Origin of the sequence: Fictibacillus sp. NPDC058756 (assembly GCF_042746035.1) — a bacterium.
Taxonomy (GTDB): domain Bacteria; phylum Bacillota; class Bacilli; order Bacillales; family Fictibacillaceae; genus Fictibacillus.
In genome coordinates, this window is record NZ_JBHYPU010000001.1 from 1138660 (window position 1) to 1157045 (window position 18386).

Consider the following 18386-nt stretch of genomic DNA (forward strand, 5'->3'; position numbering starts at 1 on the left):
ATGGAATATGAGAAGCATCCGAATCAGCAGCTGGAATATGATCAAGAAGGCGAAATGACCGTTCATCAGCAGATTACTGAAGCTTACCAAAGCGGAGTTGTTGATAAAGTTGATCAAGGCCAGCAGCGCACAAAGTTAGACGAAGAGGAAAGTCTTCAATAGCAATAAAGTAAGGATAACTCACCAGGAGTTATCCTTTTTCTATTTACTTATATATATCGCAGACAACATTAAGGAAAACACACGATAATTTTATTAATCGCACGTTAAATATACGTGATTTTCGGCATGCTTCGACACGTACTTTCTCTCTTCAATCACGTTCTAATGAATGTTTCTTTATAATTCGGGAACATTAAAAGCTGTCTTACAAATAGAAATAAATCCGTCTTTTTATTTTAGTTTTTTGGTGGTATGGTAACTATAGATATGAAGAAAAAATTTCCAATAACTTTCAGGGAGGGAATGCAGTGAAGATCGGTGTACCGACTGAAATTAAAAATAATGAAAACAGAGTTGCAATGACTCCTGCTGGTGTACTAAATTTAGTGGCGTCTGGCCATGAAGTTTTTATACAAAAAGGTGCTGGAATTGGATCTGGTTTTTCAGATGAAGAATATGAAGGTGCAGGCGGAGTAATTGTTGAGACTCCGACCCAAGCGTGGTCAATGGAAATGGTTATGAAAGTTAAAGAACCATTGCCGGAAGAGTACTGTTTTTTTCGTGAAGGTCTGATTTTATTCACTTATTTGCATCTGGCTCCTGAACCTGAATTGACAAAAGCTTTAACTGAAAATAAGGTAATCGGAATTGCGTACGAAACCGTTCAGCTTCCAAATGGAACGCTCCCATTATTGACACCGATGAGTGAAGTTGCTGGAAGAATGGCCGCACAAATTGGCGCACAGTTTTTAGAGAAGCCTAAAGGCGGACTTGGGATTCTGCTAAGCGGAATTCCAGGTGTAAGGCGCGGAAAGGTAACTGTTATTGGCGGTGGAGTTGTGGGAACGAATGCAGCTAAAATTGCTATGGGTCTTGGTGCTGACGTTACTATTATCGATTTAAACCCTGAACGTCTTCGTCAGCTCGATGATATTTTTGGTGTCGAGATCAATACTCTGATTTCGAACCCCCTTAACATAGCACTTGCTGTTCAAGAATCGGCTTTAGTTATTGGTGCAGTTCTAATTCCGGGTGCAAGGGCACCGAAACTGGTAACAGAAGAGATGATTAAGGGGATGCAGCCGGGATCTGTCATCGTTGATGTAGCTATTGACCAAGGTGGAATTTTTGAAACAGTTGATCGCATTACGACACATGACAACCCTACTTATGAAAAACATGGTGTGCTGCATTATGCGGTTGCGAATATGCCTGGAGCTGTTCCGCGTACATCCACAATTGGTCTGACTAACGTAACGGTTCCTTATGCATTGCAGATTGCTAACAAAGGATATATTAGAGCTTGTCTGGATAATGAAGCATTATTAAAAGGTATAAATACACTCCATGGCTTTGTAACCTATAAAGCAGTTGCAGAAGCTCATCAGTTAGACTACAAAGACGCAGGTTCAATTCTGGCTCAAAAACAATAACTGAAAAGAATAAAAGTCCGATTTTCAGCCTTTAATTCCTTGTGGCTGGAATCGGACTTTTTTTATGTCCTATAATAGGGTATGAAAAGGAAAGTAGGATGCAATAACGAATCCTATTATTTGAAGGAGGGTGTATTTATAATGAAAGTGACGTATCATGGACATTCTGTACTTGAAATTCAAACGGGTGAGCACTCCGTTTGGATCGACCCTTTTATTAATGGAAATGGTCAATGTAAAATCAGCGTTGAAGATGTTAAAGCAGATGTAATTCTTTTAACGCATGGTCATAATGATCATGTTGGCGACACAGTGGAAATTGCAAAGAAAAATAACAGCTTGGTTGTTGCGCCGTTTGAACTTGCAAACTACATTGCTTCAAAAGGTGTAGAAACACACCCGATGCATATCGGAGGCAGCCGTAAATTTTCATGGGGAAAAGTGAAATTCACACAAGCCTTTCATGGATCTAGTTACGAGGAAGAGGACGGAACAGTCGTCTATACAGGTATGCCTGCAGGAATTTTATTTTCCTCTGACAATAAAACCCTTTATCATGCAGGGGACACTGCACTCTTTTCCGATATGAAAATGATCGGTGAACTGGAGAAACCTGACGCAGCTTTCTTGCCGATTGGAGATAATTTTACGATGGGACCAGAAGATGCCTTAATCGCAGCTAAATGGATCGGAGCTCCAATAACCGTTCCTATTCATTACAATACTTTCCCGCCTATCGAACAAGATCCAGAAAGCTCTTTTGTGTCCAAGCTCGGAAGTAAAGGAAAAGTGCTTCAGAGTGGTGAAAGCTTAAATATATAAATGATTCTAACCTCCCTTTCTATGCATACGAATGATAGTAAGGGAGGTTGTTTTATGAGTCAGGAAAAAATAGCAAAGTTACTTATGCTTGTCGTATTGTTTTACGTGGGATTACCTGCATTATCATTTGAAGGCCTTACGATGCAAACCTTTTTTTCAGTTGCCTGGACAGGATTTGCTGGCATGCTGGTGTTAAGTTTACTGTTTAATAAAAATGAAGCTAGAAAAAGAACAGTTAAGAGGCAGCCTTTTGTTAATCAAAAGTCACGAAAAAGGGTGCACATGGAAAGTTGAGTTTCTGTTCCATTGCCTGTATAATCTGTATTAGTCAAATAACTGAAACAGATAGATACAGGTAAAAGGAACGGTGAATGCAATGCTAACAAAGCATGAACAAATATTGCAGCACATTATTGAGCTTGATGTTGGGTCGAAAATCTCCGTTCGGCAAATCGCAAAAGATTTAACAGTTAGTGAAGGAACGGCCTATCGAGCGATTAAAGAAGCAGAAAACCAAGGGATTGTCAGCACGATTGAACGTGTAGGGACCATTCGCATTGAACGGCAAGCAAAAAGCAATATTGAAAAATTAACATTTGCCGAAGTTGTTAATATTGTTGAAGGACAGGTACTTGGAGGCAGAGCTGGACTTCATAAAACCTTGCACAAATTTGTAATCGGTGCAATGAAACTAGAAGCGATGATGCGCTATGTTGATGCGGGGAGTTTATTGATTGTCGGTAACCGTGTTAATGCTCATGAGTTAGGGTTGAAGGCTGGCAGCGCGATTTTGATCACCGGTGGATTTGACACGGAAGAAGAAGTGAAAAGACTTGCTGACGAATTAGAACTGCCGGTTATCTCTACGAGTTATGATACGTTTACTGTTGCGACAATGATCAATAAGGCGATTCATGACCGGTTAATTAAAAAAGATATTGTACTAGCTTCAGATATTCTAATTCCAATTGATGAAACACATTATCTTTTTCAGAACGATAAGGTCGAGCGCTGGCATGAACTTAACCGTGAAACAATGCACAGCCGTTATCCTGTAGTAGATCAATCGAATCGTGTAACCGGTGTAGTAACATCGAAAGATATTATTGGTGTATCCGAGGACATGAATATTGAAAAAGTGATGACACGATCACCATTAACAGTAACTGAAAAAACATCTGTCGCAGCATGTGCACACATGATGATTTGGGAAGGCATTGAGCTGCTTCCGGTTACAGGTTCTTCACATAAACTGATCGGAATCTTAACCCGGCAAGATGTGTTAAAGGCAATGCAGATGATGCAGAAGCAGCCTCAAGTGGGTGCGACATTCGATGATTTAATCACGACAGAATTAAAAGAACATAAGTATGAGAATGAAGTTAACTTCACCTGTAAAATTACTCCGCAAATGACGAATCATTTAGGAACAGTTTCATACGGGGTATTAATGACGCTAGTAACAGAAACAGCTCGCAAGACTTTAAGAAGAATTAAAAAAGGTGATTTAGTCGTTGAAAATGTAACCTTTTACTATATTAAGCCTGTTCAAATAGAGAGTGAAATACAATTTGTTCCAAGAGTACTGGAAGTGAGCAGGAAATTTGGAAAAGTAGATGTTGAGATATATCATGACGGTAAGATTGCAGGGAAGGCTATGATGATGGCTCAACTAATCGATCACCGGTCTTAAAAAACAAATCACCAAGCAGCATTCTTTTAGAAGCGAACTTTTTTAAAGGCTGTTTTTCGTAAACTTTGTTGCTTTTGTAAGAGGTTAATTTCCGTTACAGGGCTCGCTTTCCTCAGGGTGTGCGGTGAGCCCATTCGTCGCCTTGCGACATTGAATGGTCTCACCTGTCCCACTCATCCTGCAGGACAAGGAAGGCTCCGGCAGCGATATATCGCACGAAGAAAATATGATTTTCATTTTCGAGGAGTCTCGCCCTTCCACTCCAACTAACTTTTCATTGAAGCAATTTATGTCAAAACCTCTCAGTAGCAACAATCTTTTAGAAAAGAGCGTTTTTTTAATTGTTGCTTAAAAGACTTCACTGACAAGTTGATTGGAGTGTAAGATGTGAGACTCCTGGGGGATCAGTTTGACAGGTGAGACACCTAAGGACGCAAAGCGTCGAGGTTGCTCACCGCACGCCCCCCGGAAAGCGAGCATCTGAAACGGAGATCAACCACTTCCACGAGCATCAAAGCTAACGAAAACAGCCAAGAAAAAAGTCCCCTTCGGAGGGACTTTTTCATACTATTTTCAGTTCGTTTCTTTTGCTTCTTGACGAGCAAGTGTTAAAAAATGCTTGTACATTTTCCAGTTCATCAGTAAAAGAACGATTCCGTAAGCCAGGAAAATAAGAGCAACCCAAAGCTGAACACGGCCTTCTACAGCTGTTAATTCGTTTAAACCAAAGGAAGCTAAAAATGCCCCAAGCGCCATCTTTGCTTTTGTCGCAGTCCATTGTTTATAAAAAGGCTCTTTTGCACGTACTTCACGAACTTTATAAAACACATAAAGAGCAAAAGAAAGTATAATAAGGATAATAAAAATCGGCATTGAAAATTCCCCCAAGTATTTACTCCACTATATTGTAAACGTTTAAAACAAGAATTGCCACAACTAGGTGTAAAAGGAGTTCATTATGAAAGAGGAAATTTTAAATAAAATTAAACAATATGAACGAATTATTATTCACAGACATGTAAGACCAGATCCCGATGCGCTTGGTTCACAAGGCGGACTTGCGGCCATAATTAAGGCAAGCTTTCCTGAGAAGGAAGTTTATGCAGTGGGGGAAGAGGATGATAGCCTTATCTTCTTAAATAAAATGGATACTATCGAAGACGACATGTACAGAGGATCTTTAGTAATAATATGCGATACGGCGAATTCGCCAAGAGTCAGTGATACGCGTTACACTTTAGGTGAAACGGTTATAAAGATTGATCATCATCCTAATGAAGATCCGTATGGTGATTTAGTTTGGGTAGATACAGCGGCAAGCTCAACAAGTGAAATGATTATGGATTTTTATCTCTATGGAGCTGATAATGGCTTAAGGCTGAATACTAATGCCGCGAGACTTTTGTATGCTGGTATTATTGGTGATACAGGGCGGTTCTTGTTTTCGAATACAACAGAAAAGACACATAGATATGCAGGTATGCTGATTAAAACAGGTTTTGCACCTTCTGAGATTCATGAGAACCTTTATAAAATTTCAGAGAAGCTGGTAAGATTAAATGGTTATGTTCTTCAGCATTTTTCAATTGTAGATGAATGTGTCGGTTATATTCATCTCACAGAAGAAACATTAAAGAAATATGATGCAAGTGCGGGTGAGGCTTCACTTTTAGTCAATTCATTCTCGCATGTTGAAGGCCTGTTAGCTTGGGTTTTCTTTGTGGATGAGCCTGATCAAATCAGGGTCAGACTTCGTTCAAAAGGACCGGTTGTAAATAAGATTGCAGCTAAGTTTAATGGAGGAGGACACCCTAGAGCATCAGGAGCTACTGTATATACGAAAGAAGAGACTCAGTCTGTTCTTTCAGAATTAAGGAAAGCTTGTATTGAATATAAAAACAAATAAAAAAGGCCTCATCGGGGGGCCTTTTTACACTTTCGAAGACTTGCAATCAAGCCTTACATTGTGTAGTCATTAATTTTTTTCTGGGATAAACCAAGAGCCTAGATCAGTAACATCTTCATGAACTTTCAAGTTTAACTTAGCGAGCTCTCTTTTAATTAAATCTGCTACTTCTTTCGTTTCTGCGAAAGCAGAGAAACCATTCTGCAATTCTTTAACCTTTTCACGTGCAAGTTCTTTTCGATTAATAATCATTTTAGTTTCCCCCCAATATTCACTCTTTTAATAATATTCTATACAAAAAATGGGGTAAATGCTATTCTGCAGCCTAAAGATTCATGAAAACGTAATATTTAGACCATAATTTATGCATATTCATTCAATCACACGAGCAGAAATATAAATTCGCAGTATTCCCGTATAGAGATATAAGTGATCGATATTCACCTCATATTTTTGTTCATCATCAAACTGAAACAGTTTATTTTCGATAGCTTGTACGAGTAAAACGTGACTTTTTGCGATTGTCTCGGTATCCTCACCTATCAGATGCTCCAGATCATCCTCGACTGCCTTTGTTAAATGCAGTTTAGTCAGGTTAGACAATTTATCAGATGTGGTATTTGAAAAACGGACATTAATTTCATGCAGTTTGAATTTCTTTGCCAGTTCTTCATTTGCTTTCTTATCATCAGAAGTGAGAATTTCATTTTTTTTCTTATAATCATCTAACTCTGTCTTTTGTTCTTTTACTAATTGAATTAGTCGTTCATGCGCTAACCCGCCTTGAAAAAGGAAAAACGCCCAGCCAATGATGAAGCCGATGGCGACTCCTGCAAAAAAACGCTGATAGCCCTTTCGGTGATAGAGCGGCGGAATCCTCATTAGTTCATATGCTCCTGGCTTAGCCATTGAATTAAAATAATTGCCGTATTAGCACCTGCAATTGCAACAAAGATATAAGTGAGCTGCTTAAAAATCTCAAAAGTTGCTCCAGTTTCAAAGCTTCTTTCAAAGTTTGATATGGTATCAAATGTACCTCCGATTGCTGCAACAATCGCCCAGATTTTTAGTTTTTTAGCCAGTTCCATCATTTCGAGAATAGGGGCTTTTCCAACAAGAAATGCTGCGAGTCCGCCTATTAGCGCACCTCCTAGAAGCACACCAAATGCAATGGCAAAATCAAGAATTATATTTGCAAAAAAATCGCGTACCATGAGAACCCTCCTCTCTTATCCAATGTATGGATAATAAAAGAAGAGTATGCTCGTTTTACAGATAAAGAGTTTAACAGACATCGGATAGCCTGTTTCATTAACACACTCTTACTTCTATACTATAATGGAGTTGGAAATAGGTGCAAAAAAGGAAGTGAAGGTATGGGATTTGTTCCACTGCATATACATAGCGAGTATTCTCTTCTCGAAAGCTCTTGCCGCATAGAAGCACTTGTAGAACTAGCAGCTGAATCTGGTTTTTCTGCATTGGCATTAACAGATAAAGGCAATATGTATGGAGCATTAAAATTTTATACGGCATGCAAAAAAGCGGGTATAAAGCCAATTATAGGTTTAGAGGCGGAAATTAGAGAATCAGATTCGGAAAGTGATTCACATACAAAACAATGGAGTAAGATCCTTTTATATGCACAAAACAAAGAAGGGTATCAGAATCTTCTGAAGCTATCGACACTAATGCAAACAAAGCAGGGTGGAGATATCACACCTGTAACACATGAAGAACTTTCCATGCATTCAAAAGGTATTATTGCTTTATCGTCAGGTCCAGAAGGGGAGATTCAACAGTATCTTTCCGCTGAAAGACGTGAAGCGAATTTGCTGGAAAGATGTATTCGTTTTTATCAAGATGTTTTTCCGGATCGTTTCTACCTTGGTCTGGAGGATCATGGTACAGGCTTTGAGAAGACATTAAATCTTCAACTTCAGTCTCTTGCAAGAGAATTTAATCTTCCGCTCCTTTGTGCGCATGAAATCTATTATTTACATGCTGAGGATGCAAAGGCTCATGATGTTCTTGTTTGCATCAAAAATGGAGAGAAGATAAATAATCCTGACAGGTATAAACTGCCTACAGGAGAATTTTATTTTAAATCTCACAGTGAAATGGAACGATTATTCTCCCATTCATCTGAAGTATTAGAAGAAACTCAAAGACTAGCGGACATGTGCAGCCTTGAGCTCACTTTAGGAGAGATTGCACTTCCGAAATATCCTGTTCCGGGTGAAAGAGACAGTTTTGAATATTTGACAGAGTTATGCTTAATAGGTGTAAAGAATAGATTTGATACGGTGACTTCTGAAATCGAAAACCGTCTCCAATATGAACTTAATATTATTAAGAACATGAATTTTGAAGATTATTTCCTGATCGTATGGGATTTTATGAAATATGCACATGATGTAAAGATGATAACCGGACCTGGAAGAGGTTCGGCTGCGGGATCTTTAGTTGCATATGTGCTTGAGATTACCAATGTGGATCCGATTCATCACAGTCTCATTTTTGAACGGTTTCTAAATCCTGAGCGGGTTACGATGCCTGATATTGATATAGATTTCCCGGATAATCGCCGCGATGAAGTTTTGAGGTATGTAGCGGAAAAGTACGGTACAGATTATGTAGCTCAAATTATTACGTTCGGTACACTTGCCGCAAGAGCTGCTGTGAGAGACGCAGGCAGAGTGATGGACTTGCCTCCGGGCCTGATTGATCAAACTGCGAAAAATATTCCTTCTAGACCAGGCATCTCTTTAGAAGACGCATTAAAAGAATCACATGGTTTGCAGAAGACTTATCAATCAGATCAAAGTGTGCAAAAACTTATTGAAATTGCGATGAAGCTTGAGGGTCTCCCGAGGCATGCTTCAACCCATGCTGCAGGGGTTGTACTCTCCCGAACCCCTCTCGTACAGACGGTTCCCTTGCAAACAGGACATGATGGAATTCCGTTAACTCAGTACAGTATGGAATGGCTTGAAGCTGCCGGACTATTGAAAATGGATTTTCTTGGCCTGCGCAATCTTTCATTAATTGAAAATATTTTGCTATCTATAGAAAAAAATGAACAAATCAAGATTAACCTTAATGAAATATCATTCACTGATCCAAAGACTTTTGAACTTCTTTCACAAGGTGACACGACAGGAGTATTCCAATTAGAATCAGACGGCATGCGAAAAGTTCTGCAGCAGCTTAAACCTACTGAATTTGAAGACATTGTTGCTGTCAATGCCTTATACAGACCAGGACCCATGAAGAACATACCAGATTATATCGGTGGCAAAAACGGTCTGAAAACAGTGGAGTACATGCATCCCGATTTAGAGCCAATTTTAAAGAGCACGTACGGAGTAATTGTATACCAGGAACAAATTATGCAGATCGCGACAAAGGCAGCTGGCTTTACACTGGGTGAAGCAGATTTGCTGAGAAGAGCAGTCGGAAAGAAAAAGCGTGAAATTTTGATGAAAGAACGCGAACATTTTGTTGCAGGCTGTTTAAATCAGGGATATGATGAAAAGTCTGCAGATGCTTTATATGATCTGATTGTACGGTTTGCTGATTATGGTTTTCCAAGAAGCCATGCAGTAGCTTACAGTGTTATCGCATATCAGCTCGCCTTTTTAAAAGCCAATTACCCCATTCATTTTATGGCAGCATTACTTTCGAGCGTTATTGGCAATCATGATAAAGTAAATCAGTATATTAAGGAATCGATGCAAAAGGGCGTTCAAATTTTCCCTCCCTCTATTAAAAAGAGTACAGCAATTTTCACACCTGAAGAATCAGGTATTCGCTTTGGTCTTTTGGCCGTTAAAAACGTAGGGATAAATGCCATTCATACCTTAATGCACGAAAATAAAAAGGAGCCATTTCAAGACCTTTTTGAAATATGTGCACGGTGTCCTCAAAAAATTGTGAACAAAAGAACACTGGAGTCTTTGATTTTTGCAGGAGCGATGGATGATTTAGGCGAAGACAGAGCTGTATTGCTTGCTTCGCTTGAAACAGCAATTGAATATGGTGAGGAATTTCAGGAAATATCGAGAAAAAATCAGATGTATCTGTTTGATGATGATATTAATCTTCCTAAACCTTCTTACGTCCACGTTCAGCCCTTTCAGGATAGTGAGAAACTGAAATTCGAGAAAGAATCATTAGGTTTTTTCTTCTCATCACACCCTTTAGAAAGATTCCGCACTGTGCTGAAAAGCTGGGCAGCAACTGACATAGCTGGTATTAAGGGTAAAGATCCTTCTGTACGACTTGGTGTTTTAATAGATAAAGTCCGTGTCATAAAAACGAAAAAAGGAGAACTAATGGCCTTTCTTTCGATAAGTGATGAAAGCGGAGAGATAGAGGCTGTCGTTTTCCCAAAAGTGTACGAGTCATATCATGTACTTCTGCAAAAAGGAGAGCAACTGTTTTTGGAAGGAAGTGTTGAACAGCGAAATGATGCTTTGCAAGTATTGATAAATAAATGCAAGCCGCTGCATGAACTGAAATCAAAAGAGCAAGCTGCTGTGTTTATCAAAATCGATAAACAGCATCATTCACCTGAACATTTGAATGCGATCAAGCAAATATTGGATCAATCGAAAGGAAGCATTCCCGTTGTTTTGATCTATGAAGAAACAAAACAAAAAGTACAGATATCACAAAAAATTAATGCTACAGAGGATTTGCTCTTGGAGCTTCAATCCGTTGCAGGCGAAGGTAATGTGGCATTTAAAAGAAATTAAAAAACTTTACAGCTTGTTAACATTTGATATAATGGATGAGTCAATAACAGTGGTCTGACCACCTCCTAATTTGACTCATCAACCTTAAATATAAAAACATTAGGAGATGAAACGATGTCTACTTTACGAGAAGAAGCTCTACACATGCACAGAACACATCAAGGAAAACTGGAATCAAAATCAAAGGTGCCAGTACGTAATGCAAAGGATTTAAGCCTTGCCTATTCTCCTGGTGTTGCAGAACCTTGTAAGGATATTTATGATGACAAATCAAAAGTCTATGATTATACGATGAAAGGGAATACTGTAGCTGTTGTCTCAGATGGAACAGCTGTATTAGGTTTAGGGAATATCGGTCCTGAAGCTGCTCTCCCTGTTATGGAAGGAAAGGCAGTATTGTTTAAAAGTTTCGCAGGTGTTGATGCTTTTCCAATCTGTTTAAACACAACGGACGTAGATAAAATTGTTGAAACGGTTAAGCTGCTGGAGCCTACATTTGGCGGTGTTAATTTAGAAGATATCGCAGCGCCTAATTGTTTCGTAGTTGAAGAACGATTGAAAAAAGAAACAAATATCCCTATCTTTCACGATGATCAGCACGGTACAGCTATTGTCACCTTGGCAGGCCTCGTTAACGCACTGAAATTAACCGGCCGTGAGATGTCCAAAATCAAAGTAGTCGTAAATGGTGCAGGTGCAGCTGGGATTGCGATTATTAAATTATTAGACCGCTTTGGTGTTAAAGACATCATCATGTGTGACACAAAAGGCGCTATTTATGAAGGCCGTCCTTTTGGTATGAACTCTGTTAAAACAGAAGTTGCATCATTTACTAATCGTACAAAACAAGAAGGTACCCTTGCTGATGTGATCAGTGGTACAGATGTATTTGTAGGTGTGTCTGTTGAGGGTGCACTGACAAAATCTATGGTTGAATCTATGAACCCAGAGCCAATCATTTTTGCAATGGCTAACCCTAACCCGGAAATTATGCCTCACGAAGCACGTGAAGCAGGCGCAATGGTTATTGGAACAGGCCGTTCCGATTTCCCTAACCAAGTTAATAATGTACTAGCTTTCCCAGGTATTTTCCGTGGAGCTTTAGATGTAAGAGCAACCCATATAAACGAAGAAATGAAAATCGCAGCGGTTCATGCTATTGCAAGTCTTGTAAATCCGATGGAATTAAGCGCAGAATATGTTATTCCTGCTCCTTTTGATCCAAGAGTAGCTCCTGCAGTCGCAGCGGCTGTAGCAACAGCGGCTATGGAAACAGGTGTAGCAAGAATTCGTATGAATCCAGCAGAAATCGCTGAAAAGACAAAGAGGCTTGCCATCATTGGAAAAGATGAATGAAACCGGTAAAGGAGAGAGGAATGTCTGTCCAGCCTACCGAAAAAGTATATATTGAAATTTTAAAGAGCATCCAGGCAATTATTGTTGAGGACCGTCTTCAAGCAGGTGACAAGCTCCCATCAGAAAGGGAGCTCAGTGACCGCTTAAACGCAGGAAGGTCTTCTGTCCGTGAAGCTTTAAGAGCTCTTGAGCTGCTTGGCTTAATCGAAACGAGAAGAGGCGAGGGTACTTTTATACGTGAGGCAACAGGACACAGACTGGTAGAAGTACTCGCATCCTTTATTCTTAACGATAAAAAGGCCCGGCACGATCTGCAAGAAACACGAAATATAGTTATTAAAGACTGCATCGAACTTGCAACATTGAGAATCACTTCTCTAGAGATAAGTAAACTCGAGCAGTTAACTCAGAAGATGGAACAAAGCGCTCAAGAAATCAATAATCTTTGTAAAGCATTCGAAAAAAATGTAATTCAGTCATGCGGCAATCATCTTCTTTATCGTTTATATGTGGAACTTACGGGTTATGGGTCATCATTACAAGGAACTTATTCACATTGGTCTCCAGAATTGTGCAAGGAAGTTCTTTCTCTTCTTACAGATAAGAATGCAAAGAAGTTAACGGATCTGTTATCAAAACAAAACGATGGCCTAAACGCAATCGAATAGGTGGTGTTATTCATTCATGATTAAAGGATTGTTCGTAAAAAAGAAAAAATATGCCACAATACCTACTGGTAAAGTAAAACAAGATGTACCAGAAGGGATTATGAGTAAATGCCCCGAATGCAAGCATATTATGGTCACAAAAGAATTAAAGAAGAACCTGCTTGTATGTCAAGGCTGTCAGTACCATTACTCAATGTCTTCGCAAGAAAGAATAGCGAGTCTGATAGATGAAGGTACTTTTACTGAATATGACGCAAATATGATTTCAAAAAATCCATTGGAATTTCCTGATTATCTTGAAAAACTTGAGAGTGACCGAAAGAAAACAAAAATCAATGAAGCTGTAGTTACAGGTGAAGGACAAATAAGCGGTATGGACGTAACGCTAGCTGTAATGGATTCCCGTTTCAGAATGGGAAGCATGGGTTCTGTAGTAGGTGAGAAGATTACACGTGCTATCGAGAAAGCCATCGAGAATGAAAATCCGTTTATCATCTTCACTGCTTCAGGCGGCGCACGTATGCAAGAAGGCGTTCTCAGTCTTATGCAGATGGCGAAGACAAGTGTGGCTTTGAAGAAACTCAGTGACAAGGGACTTTTATTTATTTCCGTTATGACTCATCCGACTACTGGCGGGGTTTCAGCGAGCTTCGCATCAGTAGGAGATTATAACTTTGCCGAACCAAAAGCCCTTATAGGATTTGCAGGCAGAAGAATCATTGAACAGACAATAAGACAGGAACTGCCGGATGATTTTCAGACAGCAGAGTTTTTATTGAAGCATGGTCAGCTGGATGGTGTGATTCACCGCAGCGATATGAAGAAAACGCTGGGCACATTATTAAAAATTCACTCAGAAGGGAGGCGTTAAGCATGGCGGCAGAGCTAGAATTTGAAAGACCGATACACGAACTCGAAAAGAAAATAGCAGAATTAAAGTCTTTTATGGAAGAGAAAGATATTGATCTTACAGATGAAATTCAAAGACTTGAGGAAAAACTTTCTAGATTGGAAAACAGCACATATTCCGAGATGAAACCATGGGATCGTGTTCAAATTGCCAGACATGCTGAACGCCCTACTACCCTTGATTATATAAGCTATTTATTCACGGACTTTATTGAACTTCATGGAGACCGTCTGTTTGGTGATGATGAAGCAATCGTTGGAGGAGTAGCTTTTTATAAAGGTCTTCCAGTTACTGTGATCGGGCACCAGAGAGGAAAAGATACAAAAGAAAATCTGCGCAGAAACTTTGGTATGCCTCATCCAGAAGGTTATCGAAAAGCTTTAAGATTGATGAAACAAGCTGAGAAGTTTAATCGGCCGATCATTTGTTTTATCGATACGAAGGGTGCATACCCTGGTAAGGCGGCTGAAGAACGAGGACAGAGTGAAGCGATCGCCCGCAATCTAGTAGAAATGGCAGGATTAACAGTTCCTGTTATTTGTATTGTGATTGGAGAAGGCGGGAGCGGGGGTGCATTAGCTCTTGGTGTGGGTAACTATGTTCACATGCTTGAGAACTCTACGTATTCTGTTATCTCACCAGAAGGGGCAGCTGCAATACTCTGGAAAGATGCTTCATTAGCCAAAAAAGCAGCTGAATCTATGAGAATAACTGCTCCTGATTTAAAAGAGCTAGGAATTATTGATGAAATTATTGAAGAAGTAAAAGGCGGAGCTCATAAAGATCCAAAACGTCAAGCAGAAGAAATTGACAGTGTCTTAGAGTCTTCGTTGAACAATTTACTTTCAATGTCTCGAGATGAATTAATTGAGCAGCGTTATGAAAAATATAAAAATATCGGACAATTTGGGTTTGTAAACGATTCCATTGTTGTTAAATAAGGAATGTGCTCTTCCGCTATAGGAAGGGCGCATTTTTTTGCCTATTGTTGTCTATTGTGTTCAACATTTGAACATGATATTTTAATAAGACGAGAGAACTAGAGAGGTGAAAGGTTTCATGAAACGGATAGGAGTTTTAACAAGCGGCGGGGATTCTCCGGGCATGAATGCCGCAATTCGTGCGGTTGTCCGAAAAGGTATATATCATGATTTAGAAGTTTATGGGATATACAATGGTTATGCAGGACTGATTTCAGGGAATATAAAGAAACTAGAGCTTGGCTCTGTTGGTGATATTATTCATAGAGGCGGAACGATGCTTCATTCTGCCCGCTGCCTGGAGTTTAAAACACCAGAAGGTCAGCAAAAAGGAATTGAACAGCTGAAAAAATACGGAATTGAAGGATTAGTTGTAATAGGTGGTGACGGTTCATTCCAAGGAGCGAAGAAACTATCTGAACAAGGATACCCTACGATTGGGGTTCCCGGAACAATTGATAATGACATTCCTGGAACTGATTTCACAATTGGTTTTGATACAGCACTTAATACAATTATTGATGCGATTGATAAAATCCGTGACACAGCTACATCGCATGAACGGACGTATATTATTGAGGTAATGGGACGCGATGCAGGTGATCTTGCACTTTGGGCAGGACTTGCCGATGGAGCAGAGACAATTCTTATTCCAGAAGAAGAACATAAAATGGAACAAGTTGTACAGAAGCTGCAAAGAGGGCACGAACGCGGTAAGAAGCATAGTATTATCATCGTTGCAGAAGGCTGCGGAAGCGGTGTAGATGTTGCAAAAGAGATTGAAACTTTGACAGACTTTGAAACAAGAGTGACCGTTCTGGGTCATATTCAGCGCGGAGGATCACCTACTGCATTTGACCGTGTATTAGCCAGCCGTCTTGGAGCTCAAGCTGTTGAACTGCTATTGCAGGGCAAAGCTGGACGAACTGTAGGTATTGAAAATAATAAACTTGTGGATTATGACATTACAGAGGTCTTATCTAGAAAGCATTCAATAGATAAAGATATGTACAGATTATCTCAGGAACTATCCATATAACCCGCAAAATAGCATCGTATAGCTGATGTTTATCTTCAGTCTGTACGATGCCTTCTTGCGAAAAAGAAAATCAGGAGGCAATTTACATGATGCGCAAAACAAAAATCGTTTGTACTATAGGTCCGGCAAGCGAAAGCATTGATAAATTAAAAGATTTAATGAACGCCGGAATGAATGTTTCCCGTCTTAATTTTTCCCACGGTGATTTTGATGAGCATGGACAAAGAATCAAAAATATCCGTGAAGCCTCAAAAGAACTTGGCAAAACGGTTGCTATTCTTTTAGACACAAAAGGTCCAGAAATCCGTACTCAAACACTTGAAGGCGGAGTTGCAGAGCTTGTAGCTGGAAATGAACTTATCATATCCATGGAAGAAGTAATCGGAAATGATAAAAAGATTTCAGTAACCTATCCGGGTCTTGTTGAAGATGTTCAAGTAGGATCAAGAATCTTGCTTGATGATGGACTTATTGAACTTGAAGTTATGGAGATTGGAAGCAAAGAACTGACAACGAAAATTTTAAACTCTGGAACTTTAAAGAACAAAAAAGGTGTTAACGTACCTAATGTCAGCGTGAAGCTGCCTGGCATAACAGACAAAGATGCAAAGGATATTGAGTTTGGAATTCAGCAAGGTGTTGACTTTATTGCTGCATCTTTTGTTCGCCGTGCAACAGATGTTCTTGAAATCCGTGAAATTTTAGACAGACATCAAGCTAATCATATTCAAATCATCCCTAAGATCGAGAACCAAGAAGGTGTCGAAAACATCGATGAAATTCTTGCTGTTTCTGATGGTTTGATGGTAGCGCGCGGAGATTTAGGTGTTGAGATTCCTGCTGAAGAAGTGCCGCTTGTTCAAAAAATGCTTATTAAAAAGTGTAATGAACTTGGAAAGCCGGTTATTACTGCGACACAGATGCTTGATTCTATGCAGCGCAACCCGCGCCCGACACGCGCAGAAGCGAGTGACGTAGCAAACGCTATTTTTGACGGTACAGATGCAATCATGTTATCTGGTGAAACAGCTGCTGGTAACTATCCAGTTGAAGCAGTATTAACGATGCATAAGATTGCTAGCCGTGCTGAAAGTTCATTAAATTATAAGAACCTTCTATCTTCAAAGAGCAAGGAAAGCAAAACAACGATAACAGATGCGATCTCACAATCTGTTTCATTTACTGCTTTGAATTTAGAAGCAGATGCTGTTATTACTGCTACTGAAAAAGGTCAAACCGCACGCATGATTTCAAAATACCGTCCAAAAGCACCAATCATCGCTGTAACAAGCAATGAAGATGTTTGCCGAAAGCTTGCATTAGTGTGGGGTGTTACACCGGTTTTTGGTGAAAAAGCAGCAACGACAGATGAAATGTTCCAGGTGGCGATTGATTCTGCACTTAAAGCAGAAGCCGTTAAGCATGGCAGCTTGGTTGTCATTACTGCAGGAGTTCCTGTTGGTGAATCTGGATCAACAAACTTGATGAAGGTTCATATCATCGGAGATGTACTTGCTAAAGCGCAAGGAATTGGACAATCATCGGCGTCAGGTAAAGTAGTAGTAGCGAAGACAGCAAAAGAGGCTATGGAAAAAATGACAGAAGGAGCAATACTTGTTACGGTTGGAACAGATCGTGATATGATCTCTGCATTTGAAAAAGCCGCTGCTGTTATAACAGAAGAAGGCGGTCTTACAAGCCATGCTGCTGTTTGCGGAGTATCTATGAGCATACCTGTAATCGTAGGGCTTCAAAATGCTACAGATATCTTCACTGATGGTCAGGAAATTACGATCGACGCATCTGTTGGATATATTTATGACGGCAGGAAGAATGTAATCTAATAAGTAAGCTTTTATAGCTTTAGAAAAGGCTGTTTTCGCAAACTTTGTTGCTCTTGAAAGTCGTTGATTTCCGCTCCAGGATGCTCGCTTTCCGGGGGGCGTGCGGTGAGCCTCCTCGGCGCTTTGCGCCCTGAGGTGTCTCACCTGTCCCGCTGATCCCCCAGGAGTCTCGCACCTTGCGCTCCAATCAACTTGCCGAAGAAGATAATGAAGCAAATTAGATAAAAGCAACAATCTTTTATAGAAGATTCTTAAAAATAAGCTAAAATATAAAGAGAAGGGACGAAACCTTCTCTTTTTTCATACGTAAAAATGTATATGTATGACAAAGTGGAAGTAGCAGATCAAGAATCTGTGTCTTATTCTTTGTTGAGTGAAAGCGGTGAATATGTCATGTTTAGAATTTTATTGCTTATTTTTATTCTTGTGCCAGCCATTGAAGTTGGACTTTTCATTTTTGCAGGACAGTATATTGGAATTCCAGCTACTATTGCGATTATCTTTTTAACAGGAATAATAGGAGCTTTTCTAGCAAAAAGAGAAGGAACAGAGGCGATTAACAAAATTAGAATGCAAATGGCAAGCGGCCAGATGCCAGGGGATGCAGTCCTTGACGGTGCCTGTATTCTAGTAGGTGGTGCATTGCTTTTAACACCCGGATTTCTAACAGACTTTGCGGGATTCTCTCTGCTGTTCCCTCCGTTTCGAAAAGCAGTGAAGATTTGGCTCAAAGCTAAACTTTATAATAAAATAAAATCAGGCCAGTTTTATATTATTAGACGACCATAGATCTCCTTTAAATAAATAGCTCTT

General features: G+C 39.7%; 18 protein-coding genes. 14 read left to right on the forward strand and 4 right to left on the reverse strand.

Features of this window, described 5'->3' with window-relative positions; genetic code table 11:
* The 5 genes from ACFW35_RS05690 to ACFW35_RS05710 all read left to right on the forward strand — a co-directional run bounded on the left by ACFW35_RS05690 (nt 1) and on the right by ACFW35_RS05710 (nt 4110).
* Nucleotides 1-162 carry a hypothetical protein gene (locus tag ACFW35_RS05690; RefSeq protein ID WP_379844376.1) on the forward strand — a complete coding sequence of 54 codons (162 nt, stop codon included), beginning with the start codon at nt 1-3 and terminating at the stop codon, nt 160-162.
* 308 nt (nt 163-470) lie between these two features.
* Nucleotides 471-1595, forward strand: coding sequence for an alanine dehydrogenase (gene ald / locus ACFW35_RS05695; protein WP_379844378.1), 1125 nt, complete (start codon nt 471-473; stop codon nt 1593-1595).
* Nucleotides 1596-1736: 141 nt separating this feature from the next.
* Complete coding sequence (locus ACFW35_RS05700; protein ID WP_379844379.1) at nt 1737-2417, forward strand: metal-dependent hydrolase; 681 nt, start codon at nt 1737-1739, stop codon at nt 2415-2417.
* Nucleotides 2418-2471: 54 nt separating this feature from the next.
* Entirely contained in the window at nt 2472-2711 is a 240-nt protein-coding gene (locus tag ACFW35_RS05705) for a hypothetical protein (RefSeq protein WP_379835177.1), read from the forward strand.
* A gap of 82 nt (nt 2712-2793) precedes the next feature.
* On the forward strand, nt 2794-4110 hold the full coding sequence (locus tag ACFW35_RS05710) for a DRTGG domain-containing protein (protein ID WP_379847397.1): 1317 nt from the start codon (nt 2794-2796) through the stop codon (nt 4108-4110).
* A gap of 573 nt (nt 4111-4683) precedes the next feature.
* On the opposite strand, the gene ACFW35_RS05715 is transcribed toward ACFW35_RS05710, so the two are convergent.
* Nucleotides 4684-4983: a YtpI family protein gene (locus tag ACFW35_RS05715; RefSeq protein WP_379844381.1), complete on the reverse strand. Its 300-nt coding sequence runs from the start codon at nt 4981-4983 to the stop codon at nt 4684-4686.
* Nucleotides 4984-5068: 85 nt separating this feature from the next.
* Here ACFW35_RS05715 and ACFW35_RS05720 point away from each other — a divergent pair, with 85 nt between their 5' ends.
* A complete protein-coding gene (locus tag ACFW35_RS05720; RefSeq protein WP_379844382.1) occupies nt 5069-6016 on the forward strand; it encodes a DHH family phosphoesterase in 948 nt (315 codons plus the stop codon).
* A gap of 69 nt (nt 6017-6085) precedes the next feature.
* Here ACFW35_RS05720 and ACFW35_RS05725 read toward each other — a convergent pair whose 3' ends face one another.
* From ACFW35_RS05725 to ACFW35_RS05735, 3 genes are all read right to left on the reverse strand, one after another.
* Nucleotides 6086-6268, reverse strand: coding sequence for a hypothetical protein (locus tag ACFW35_RS05725; protein WP_379844384.1), 183 nt, complete (start codon nt 6266-6268; stop codon nt 6086-6088).
* Between the two features lie 120 nt (nt 6269-6388).
* A complete protein-coding gene (gene ytrI / locus ACFW35_RS05730) occupies nt 6389-6898 on the reverse strand; it encodes a sporulation membrane protein YtrI (protein WP_379835172.1) in 510 nt (169 codons plus the stop codon).
* A complete protein-coding gene (locus ACFW35_RS05735) occupies nt 6898-7230 on the reverse strand; it encodes a YtrH family sporulation protein (RefSeq protein ID WP_379835170.1) in 333 nt (110 codons plus the stop codon). The genes ytrI and ACFW35_RS05735 overlap by 1 nt, the downstream gene beginning before the upstream one ends.
* A 162-nt stretch (nt 7231-7392) precedes the next feature.
* On the opposite strand from ACFW35_RS05735, the gene dnaE reads away from it, so the two are divergent.
* The 8 genes from dnaE (at nt 7393) to ACFW35_RS05775 (ending at nt 18362) form a co-directional block, all read left to right on the forward strand.
* Nucleotides 7393-10776: a DNA polymerase III subunit alpha gene (gene dnaE, locus ACFW35_RS05740; protein ID WP_379844385.1), complete on the forward strand. Its 3384-nt coding sequence runs from the start codon at nt 7393-7395 to the stop codon at nt 10774-10776.
* Between the two features lie 114 nt (nt 10777-10890).
* On the forward strand, nt 10891-12132 hold the full coding sequence (locus tag ACFW35_RS05745; RefSeq protein WP_379844387.1) for an NAD(P)-dependent malic enzyme: 1242 nt from the start codon (nt 10891-10893) through the stop codon (nt 12130-12132).
* Nucleotides 12133-12152: 20 nt separating this feature from the next.
* Complete coding sequence (locus tag ACFW35_RS05750) at nt 12153-12800, forward strand: FadR/GntR family transcriptional regulator (protein WP_379844388.1); 648 nt, start codon at nt 12153-12155, stop codon at nt 12798-12800.
* Nucleotides 12801-12816: 16 nt separating this feature from the next.
* A complete protein-coding gene (gene accD, locus ACFW35_RS05755) occupies nt 12817-13671 on the forward strand; it encodes an acetyl-CoA carboxylase, carboxyltransferase subunit beta (protein WP_379844390.1) in 855 nt (284 codons plus the stop codon).
* Between the two features lie 2 nt (nt 13672-13673).
* Nucleotides 13674-14651 carry an acetyl-CoA carboxylase carboxyl transferase subunit alpha gene (gene accA, locus ACFW35_RS05760; RefSeq protein WP_379844391.1) on the forward strand — a complete coding sequence of 326 codons (978 nt, stop codon included), beginning with the start codon at nt 13674-13676 and terminating at the stop codon, nt 14649-14651.
* A gap of 118 nt (nt 14652-14769) precedes the next feature.
* Nucleotides 14770-15729 carry a 6-phosphofructokinase gene (gene pfkA / locus ACFW35_RS05765; RefSeq protein ID WP_379844393.1) on the forward strand — a complete coding sequence of 320 codons (960 nt, stop codon included), beginning with the start codon at nt 14770-14772 and terminating at the stop codon, nt 15727-15729.
* 89 nt (nt 15730-15818) lie between these two features.
* Nucleotides 15819-17573 carry a pyruvate kinase gene (gene pyk / locus ACFW35_RS05770; protein ID WP_379847399.1) on the forward strand — a complete coding sequence of 585 codons (1755 nt, stop codon included), beginning with the start codon at nt 15819-15821 and terminating at the stop codon, nt 17571-17573.
* 393 nt (nt 17574-17966) lie between these two features.
* The gene (locus ACFW35_RS05775) at nt 17967-18362 is read left to right on the forward strand and encodes an FxsA family protein (RefSeq protein WP_379844395.1); all 396 of its coding nucleotides are present in this window, start codon (nt 17967-17969) and stop codon (nt 18360-18362) included.
* The last annotated feature ends 24 nt before the right edge of the window (nt 18363-18386 follow it).